Here is a 3,580-nt window from a genome sequence, read left to right on the forward strand (position 1 = left end):
GTGGCGCGGCGCTCCGCCGCGCCCTCGCCGCCCTGCAGGACCCGGAGGCCGTAGACGCGCGCGTGTTCCTTCTCCGCCAGCACCAGCGTCTGGCGGAGCGCCGTCAGGCCGGGGTCGCCGAGATCGAAGGCGACGAGCAGGTCGTCGGCGAGGCGGCTTCGGGTCGGGAGGGCCGCCGGGGCGGGCGCGCCCGCCCCAGCGGAGCGGTCGGGCGCCGCGTCGACGGTCGCGCCGACCTCCTCCGCCCAGCGCCCCAACCAGGCGTCGCGGTCGGCCGGCGCCTCGAGGGGCGAGCCGGCGAGGCCCTGCACCACCTGTTCGCTGGGGAGGTCCCACCCGAGGCGGTCCTGGAGGTGCGCGCGGTGGTCGGCCAACCACAGGTACAGGTCGGTTTCGGTGCGGCCGGGGAAGGCGGACAGGATCCCGCTCGCGCGGATCTCCTGCACGACGGGGAGGTACACCGCGTCGTACCAGTGCGCGACCGCCTCCTCCCAACCGACCTCGCGGTCCTCGTCGATGCCCATGTAGTACCGGTGGACGGAGACGTGCTCGAGGAGCGTGGCGTACGCGCCCGCTTCGCTGGCGGCGAGGTCGCTGCCGGGCCGCAACGCGTCGAGCCGGGTGCGTTCGAGGAACGTCGTGTGGCCCGCCTTCAGGATCAACGTCTCCGGGTCGTCGTCGGGCCCGTAGGGCACGCGGACGTGCACGGGCGTGACGTACCCCTGGATGGTGGGCGCGCCCAACTCCCGGGCGACGGAGACGCGGTGGTTGCCGTCCCGCACGAAGTAGGCGTCCCCAACGCGGTACGCCTCGATCGGGGGGACCCCCTCGAGCCCGGTCATCGCCAACTTCACGCCGACCCAGCGGTCGCGGCCGGCCGCCCGCCGGGGGAGGAACTCGCGGGTGAAGTCGTTGTAGCGCCCGACGGAGCCGACGATCGCGTCGAGCGGGATGTCCTCGAGGTGGCGTTCGGCGCTCTCGATCGCGCGGAGGTGGGTGCGGACCTCCTCGTAGGGCAGAAGCGCCGCATCGCGGTTGGCGAGGGTCGCCGCGGCGCGGCGGACCGCGCCGCGGCGGCGGGCGCGCTCGAAGTCCTCCGCGGCGGCGGCCGCCTGGCCGCTGCGTCGCGCGTCGCTCACGGGCGACCCGGGTCGCGGAGCAGGTGGCGCGCGAGGTTCGCGAAGAACGTCGCGCCGACGTCGTCCGGCAGCGTGTCGCCCAGCATCCCCAGGAGGGCGCTGCGGCCGCCGTTGCCGAGGACGAGGCAGGCGTCGTCGTTCTCGAACGCGCAGGCGGCCACGCCGCCCTCGGTGGGGCGCAGGCCCATGGAGTACGTCAACCAGCCCGGTTCGCGGAGGACGACGCGGTCGCCGACGCCGTCGGCGAGGTGGGGGTCGTCGAGACGGGCGACGCGCAGGTTCGTCTCGCCGGTGTAGCGCGCGTCCAGCACCCGCGCGAGGGTCGGGTCGCGGCGCCAATCGACGAGCAGGACGCGTCCGCCGCGCCCGAGGTAGCGCTCGAAGGCGGCGGCGTCGAGGGGCAACGCGGTCGTGCCGTCGGACTGCACGAGCGCGACGACGAGGTCGGCGCGTCCGCGGCGGAGTTCGGCGTCGAACACCTCGACGTCGTTCGTGCGGCGCACGAGGTAGCCGGCATCGAAGAGGGCGTCGAGGACGTAGGGGTCCTGCCCCTGGACGAAGAACGAGTCGTAGAAGTACAGGACCTGCGGTGGGCCCTCGACGGCGTTGCGCGAACAGCCCGCCAGGAGCAGGGCGGCGGCGAGGAACGCCCACGCGAGCGCGCGTCGGCGCGGTCGGCGGGGGGGCCGGGCGCCGGGCCGAGGGTCGGGTCGGGGATCGAAACGCGTGGGCACCACGGGCCTCCCTTCGCGGGGTTCGCGCGGTCGCGCGCGGCGACCGAACGGCCGACTATACCCGCCCCGCGGGGGCCCACGCCGCCGGCGTGCGCGGGGCGCAGGTGCATCTGCTACCCTCCCTCACGCCCCCACGGGGCGTCCGGGAGGGTTCATGGCCGAGCCGTACTACGCCACCACGCCGATCTTCTACGTCAACGCCGCGCCGCACATCGGGCACGCGTACACCACGATCCTCGTCGACGTCGCGAGTCGCTACCAACGGCTCGCGGGGCGGGACGTGCGCTTCCTGACCGGAACCGACGAGCACGGCGAGAAGATCGCCAAGGCGGCGGAGGCGGCGCACACGACGCCGCAGGCGTACGTCGACGCGGTGTCGGCGCAGTTCCGGGCCGCGTGGGACGAGCTGGACATCCACTACGACGCGTTCATCCGCACGACCGAGCCGCGCCACCAGCGGGTGGTGCAGGAGGTCCTGCAGCGGGTCTACGACCAGGGCGACATCATCTACGGCGAGTACGGCGGGACGTACTGCGTGAAGTGCGAACGCTACTACACCGAGAAGGAGCTCGAGGACGGGCTCTGCCCGCAGCACGGCATCGAGCCGGAGTACCGCAGCGAAGCGAACTACTTCTTCCGCATGGAGACCTACCGCCCCTGGTTGCGCGAGCAGCTCGAGACGCAGCCGGACCTGATCCGGCCGGAGGGGTACCGCAGCGAGGTCCTGGCGATGCTGCGCGAACCGATCGGGGACCTGTCGATCAGTCGCCCCAAGGCGCGGGTGCCGTGGGGGATCCCGCTGCCGTGGGACGAGGAGCACGTGACGTACGTGTGGTTCGACGCGCTGCTGAACTACTGGTCCGACCTCGTCAGCCACGGCCTGGAGGAGCGCTACTGGCCGGCGGCGGAGCACTTCATCGCGAAGGACATCCTCAAGCCGCACGGCGTGTTCTGGCCGACGATGCTGAAGGCGGCGGGCCTCCCGCCGTTCCGGCACCTCAACGTGCACGGCTACTGGTTGGTGGAGGACCGCAAGATGAGCAAGTCGGTCGGCAACGTCGTGCGGCCGCTCGACTTGGTGGGGCGCTACGGCAACGACGCCTTCCGCTACTTCCTGGTGCGCGACATGCGGTTCGGTCTGGACGCCTCGTTCCACGAGCTCGGGCTCGCCGAACGCGTGAACGCCGACCTGGCCAACGACCTCGGCAACCTCCTGGCGCGCACGGTCGGGATGCTCACGAAGTACCGCGGGGGCGTCGTGCCGGCGTTCGGGCCGCGGGGCGACGCCGACCGCGCGGTGCAGGCGACGTTCGCGGCGCTGCCGGACGCGGTGCTGACGCACGTGGAGGCGCTCCGGTACGACGAGGCGCTCGCGGCGGTCATGGCGGCGGTGTCGGAGACGAACAGGTTCGTCAGCGACCGCGCGCCGTGGGAGCTGGCGAAGGACCCGGCGCGGGCGGGCGAGCTGGATACGGTGCTGCGGACCTGCGCCGAGGCGCTGTACGCGACGTCGGTGCTGCTCGACCCGGTCATGCCGGAACGCATGGCGACGCTCCGCGCGCGGTTGGGCGCGCCGGGCGACGTCCGCCTGGAGGACGCCGCGGCGTGGGACCGGGTGCCGGAGGGCGCCACCGTCGAGGCGGGCGAGGCGTTGTTCCCCCGCATCGACGTCGAGGCGCTCAAGGCGTCGATGGACGTCGGGGACGG

The 3,580-nt window shown here is 73.4% G+C and carries 3 protein-coding genes; 1 reads left to right on the plus strand and 2 read right to left on the minus strand.

Annotated features, from left to right (window positions below):
- Both RI554_04770 and RI554_04775 read right to left on the minus strand, forming a co-directional pair.
- The coding region (locus RI554_04770) for a hypothetical protein (GenBank protein ID MDR9391324.1) at window positions 1-1,139 on the minus strand (1,139 nt) is incomplete at its 3' end.
- Window positions 1,136-1,873: a hypothetical protein gene (locus RI554_04775; protein MDR9391325.1), complete on the minus strand. Its 738-nt coding sequence runs from the start codon at window positions 1,871-1,873 to the stop codon at window positions 1,136-1,138. The genes RI554_04775 and RI554_04770, both read right to left, overlap by 4 nt.
- A gap of 154 nt (window positions 1,874-2,027) precedes the next feature.
- Between RI554_04775 and metG the strand changes: the two genes are divergently transcribed.
- A partial coding sequence (metG, locus tag RI554_04780; protein ID MDR9391326.1) for a methionine--tRNA ligase occupies window positions 2,028-3,580 on the plus strand: 1,553 nt, incomplete at its 3' end.

It is taken from the genome of Trueperaceae bacterium, assembly GCA_031581195.1.
GTDB lineage: Bacteria > Deinococcota > Deinococci > Deinococcales > Trueperaceae > SLSQ01.